Annotated in this window: 6 protein-coding genes; 3 read left to right on the top strand and 3 right to left on the bottom strand. The window is 70.9% G+C overall.

Features of this window, described 5'->3' with window-relative positions:
• Positions 1–132: a YqaE/Pmp3 family membrane protein gene (locus JWR81_RS34405; RefSeq protein WP_367278800.1), complete on the top strand. Its 132-nt coding sequence runs from the start codon at positions 1–3 to the stop codon at positions 130–132.
• A gap of 8 nt (positions 133–140) precedes the next feature.
• On the opposite strand, the gene JWR81_RS17015 is transcribed toward JWR81_RS34405, so the two are convergent.
• From JWR81_RS17015 to JWR81_RS17005, 3 genes are read right to left on the bottom strand one after another with little or no spacing between them, the layout of a single operon-like run.
• On the bottom strand, positions 141–902 hold the full coding sequence (locus JWR81_RS17015; protein ID WP_297653122.1) for an AIM24 family protein: 762 nt from the start codon (positions 900–902) through the stop codon (positions 141–143).
• Entirely contained in the window at positions 899–1,552 is a 654-nt protein-coding gene (locus JWR81_RS17010; protein WP_297653119.1) for an AIM24 family protein, read from the bottom strand. The genes JWR81_RS17015 and JWR81_RS17010 overlap by 4 nt, the downstream gene beginning before the upstream one ends.
• Entirely contained in the window at positions 1,552–2,175 is a 624-nt protein-coding gene (locus JWR81_RS17005; RefSeq protein WP_297653117.1) for an AIM24 family protein, read from the bottom strand. Before JWR81_RS17005 ends, JWR81_RS17010 begins: the two co-directional genes overlap by 1 nt.
• A gap of 174 nt (positions 2,176–2,349) precedes the next feature.
• Here JWR81_RS17005 and JWR81_RS17000 point away from each other — a divergent pair, with 174 nt between their 5' ends.
• On the top strand, positions 2,350–3,675 hold the full coding sequence (locus JWR81_RS17000; RefSeq protein WP_297653113.1) for a SidA/IucD/PvdA family monooxygenase: 1,326 nt from the start codon (positions 2,350–2,352) through the stop codon (positions 3,673–3,675).
• Positions 3,676–3,685: 10 nt separating this feature from the next.
• Positions 3,686–3,907, top strand: a complete 222-nt coding sequence (locus tag JWR81_RS16995) for an MbtH family protein (RefSeq protein WP_297653110.1) — start codon at positions 3,686–3,688, stop codon at positions 3,905–3,907.

The raw sequence follows: 3,907 nt of genomic DNA, 5'->3' as shown, positions 1-3,907 counted from the left end.
GTGGCGTTGAAGGAGGGGCTCGACCACAAGCTCAGGAAGGTCCTCATCGCACTCGTCCTGCAGCTGGTCGCGCACATCCCCGGCGTCATCTACGCCCTGTGGGTCATCACCCGCGAACCGACCCGCGCCTGAGCGCGGCGTCACCGCTGCTGCTGCGCCAGCCGCTGTGCGATCACCTGCTGCAACCGGCTCAGGCCGGACGGTTCGAGCGTGCCGACCTGGCTCTCCAGCTGCCGCAGCAGGTGGGGATCGGTGACGCCGGACTCCGACGACTGGATGAGCACCGTGCCGGCCCCGGTGAAGTCGAACTGGCGCTCCTCGCCGGAGGTGCTGCCGATCAGCCCCATGACACCGCCGAGGAAGCCGGTCATCCAGCTCGCGTCGTAGTGGTGCGACGGCGACGGGCAGTCGGCCCAGCCCACGAGCGCCTGCGGGTCCACCCGGATCGGTGGCTCCGCGAAGATCACCGGCCCGGAGCTGGACGCGAGGAACTTGCCCGTGCCGATCAGCGTCAGGAACCCCGGGACGATCGACTGCTTGAGCTCCAGCGTCGAGTCGAACGCCAGCAGGTTGGCCGCGCGCAGCGTCAGGTTGCCGTCGTCGAGGTCGTAGCTGTTGATGTCGTAGCCGCGGTCGCCCAGGATCAGGTGCCCCGACCCGTTCGCCACCACCCAGTCACGGGTGTGGAGCGGCGCGGAGAACCGTTGCGCCACAAAGCCCCCGAGGCTCGCGGACGTGAGCGGCTCGAACCGGATGCCCTGCCCGTGGGGGGCGGGGTAGTAGGCGATCATGCGGCCGGTCTGCATGAAGAGCCGGCCCTCGAGCTTCACGCAGTAGGCGTGGTGGTTGCCCGGGATGTTGTCGTTGGCCGGCAGCGTCGCGGGGTTCAGGGGCTGAGTCACGGTTTCTGCTCCGATGCCTGGACGTACACGGTGCCCTGCCCGGTGAGCTTGAGCTGGATGGCCTCGCCGGACCCGCGGCCGACGGCGTCGCGCCAGCCCACCGAGGCGGAGATGTCGACGTTCACCTGCCCGATATGGGCGACGTAGGCCTGGGGGTCGACGGCCACCGGCCGCATCCCGTCGACGGGGATCGCGATGGTGCCGCCGTGGGAGAGGACGGCCACCGAGCCGTATCCGTGCAGCTGCGTGGTGAACAGCCCCTGCCCGCTGACGGCGCCGCGCACGGCCCCGCGGATGCCCCCCTGCGACCCGAGGAACACCACGGCGGACTGCAGCGACGCCTCGTGGGCGACCAGTCGGTCGGCCTCGACCGACAGCGGTCCGGAGCCGTCGACGTCGATGATGCTGACGTAGAGCCCGCGGTAGCCGAAATGCACGGTCCCCTGGCCCTGCGCCACCATCATCGGCACGTGCTCGCCCTGCATCATGCGGCCGACCATGCCGCCGGCGCCGCCCGGGCCGGTGTGCACGGGAGAGAACGTGACGTCGCCGGTGTAGGCGAGCATCGCTCCCCGGCGGGCGAGGATCTCGCGGCCGGGGGAGACCGGCGCGGCGACGACCTTGCCGTTGACCTGCTCGAAGATGCTCATCAGCGCTCCTCGGGCTGGATGTAGACGACGCCGCTGCCGTCGAAGCGCAGGGAGAACGCCTCGCCGGAGCTCTCGCCGATGAGGTTGCGCCACGACACGTCGGTCACGAAGGTCTGGTTGAGCCGGCCGCGGCTTGCGATGAAGGAGTCGGGGTCCACCACGAGCGGGTACCGGGGTGAGACCTCCAGCGCGATCGGCGGCCCGCCCGCCGACAGCAGCGCGACCGTGCCGAACCCGGTGACGGTGGTGGTGAACAGTCCCTGCCCGGACGACGCACCGCGCAGCCCGGCGAAGGCGACGTCGGTCTTCAGCTGGTCCGACAGCGCCAGCAGCTGCTCGGACTCGACCTTGAGGGTGTCGCCCTCCATCTCGACGACGAGCACCTCCATGGCGTCCTTGGCGAACCACACCGTGCCCTGGCCGGAGCAGGTCATGAGCGACACCGACTCGCCGGTGGCCTTCTGTTTCAGTGCCGCTCGGAACCCGCCACCCCCGCCCATGCCCGCGTTCCTGAACGTGACGTCGCCGGTGTAGGCGATCATCGCGCCGGTGGCGGCACGGACCGCGTCACCGTGGAGGTCGATCTCCAGGATCCGGGACCCGTTGAGTCGGAAGGCCTGCACGCCGCGATCCTGGCATAACTCGCTTTCCGTGCGCGAGAGCGACGATACGCCCGCGGCGCGGCGCCGACGTCCGGACGGAACGGATGTTCCGGGCATGCATTCGAGCGGCCTCGAGTCGCCCGTTCGCCGCCGACCGGACTTGTGGGAGCCACTAATTTAGGTAAGGCTGCCCTCATGAAGTCCGATTCCGCTGAGTCCGAGCCCCCCGTTCACGACGTCGTCGGGGTCGGATTCGGCCCCTCCAACCTCGGGTTGGCCGTCGCCGTGGCCGAGCACGGTGCCGATCGTGGTGGGCCGCCGCTCTCGGCCCGGTTCGTGGAGCGCCAGGAACGTTTCGGCTGGCACCGGGGCATGCTGCTCGAGGACGCGACGATGCAGATCTCGTTCCTCAAGGACCTGGTCACGCTGCGGAACCCGGCCAGCGACCACAGCTTCCTGTCCTACCTGCACGACCGCGACCGGCTCGCCGACTTCATCAACTACGGCAGCGCGTTCCCCACCCGTCTGGAGTTCCACGACTACCTCGAGTGGGTGGCCGCCCGGTTCGCCGGGCAGGTCGACTACGGCCGCGAGGTCACCGCGATCGAGCCGGTGGCGGGGGAGCCGGGACTCCTCGACGTCCGCACCCGGACCGGCGACGGCCGCGAGGACATGCTCCGCACCCGCAACGTCGTGCTCGCCACCGGGCTGGTGCCGCAGCTGCCCGCGGGGGTGCGCACGAGTGAGCGGGTCTGGCACAGCCGCGACCTGCTCCCCGGCACCGAGGTGGTGGCGGCGTCCGGGGTCCGGCCGCGCCGCGTGGTCGTGGTCGGCGCCGGGCAGAGCGCCGCCGAGGCCGTGGACCACCTGCACCGCACGTTCGACGACGCCCAGGTCTGCGCCGTGTTCGCCCGCTACGGCTACAGCCCCGCCGACGACAGCGCGTTCGCCAACCGCGTCTTCGACCCCGACGCGGTGGACGACTTCTTCCGTGCGCCCGCCGACGTCAAGGACGCGATCCTGGGCTACCACGCCAACACCAACTACTCCGTGGTCGACCCGGAGCTGATCGAGGCTCTCTACCGGCGCCACTACCACGAGCGCGTCAGCGGCCGGGAGCGGCTGGTGTTCCGCAACGTCAGCCGCGTGGCCGATGCCGTCGAGACCGCCGGGGGCGTGGAGCTGGCCGTCGAGTCGCTCATCGACGGTGCTCGCGAAGTGCTCTCGGCCGACCTCGTCGTCTACGCCACGGGCTACCGGCCGTCGGACCCGTGCCGGCTGCTGGGCGGCCTCGCCGAGCACTGCCTGCGCGACGGCGCCGGGCGGCTCGAGGTCCGCCGCGACTACCGCGTGGCGACGGGCCCCGGGATCACCGCGGGCATCTACGTGCAGGGCGCCACCGAGCACACGCACGGGCTGTCGTCGACGTTGCTGTCCAACATTGCGGTCCGGTCGGGCGAGATCACCGCCTCGCTGGCCGCCGAGGTCCACGCCGACCGCTTCGCCGTTGCGCGACCCTGAGGAGGAAGACATGTCGACCAACCCCTTCGACGACGAGAGCGGCACGTTCCACGCGCTGGTGAACGACGAGGGCCAGTTCTCGCTGTGGCCGACGTTCGTGGACGTGCCCGCGGGCTGGACCGTGGCCCACGGGCCCGACACCCGCCAGGCCTGCCTCGACCACGTCGAGCAGAACTGGACCGACCTGCGCCCGCGCAGCCTGGTGGAGCGCATGGCGCGCTCCCAGTGCTGA

Origin of the sequence: Pseudonocardia sp., assembly GCF_025965585.1 — a bacterium.
Taxonomy (GTDB): Bacteria; Actinomycetota; Actinomycetes; order Mycobacteriales; family Pseudonocardiaceae; genus Pseudonocardia.
Note: the sequence above shows the minus strand (reverse complement) of the source record. Positions and strands in the feature narration are given on the sequence as shown.

Coding starts and splice junctions, on each gene's coding strand:
- JWR81_RS17010 (WP_297653119.1), bottom strand. CDS start 1,552: ATGAGCATCTTCGAGCAGGTCAACGGCAAGGTCGTCGCCGCGCCGGTC.
- JWR81_RS17000 (WP_297653113.1), top strand. CDS start 2,350: ATGAAGTCCGATTCCGCTGAGTCCGAGCCCCCCGTTCACGACGTCGTC.
- JWR81_RS16995 (WP_297653110.1), top strand. CDS start 3,686: ATGTCGACCAACCCCTTCGACGACGAGAGCGGCACGTTCCACGCGCTG.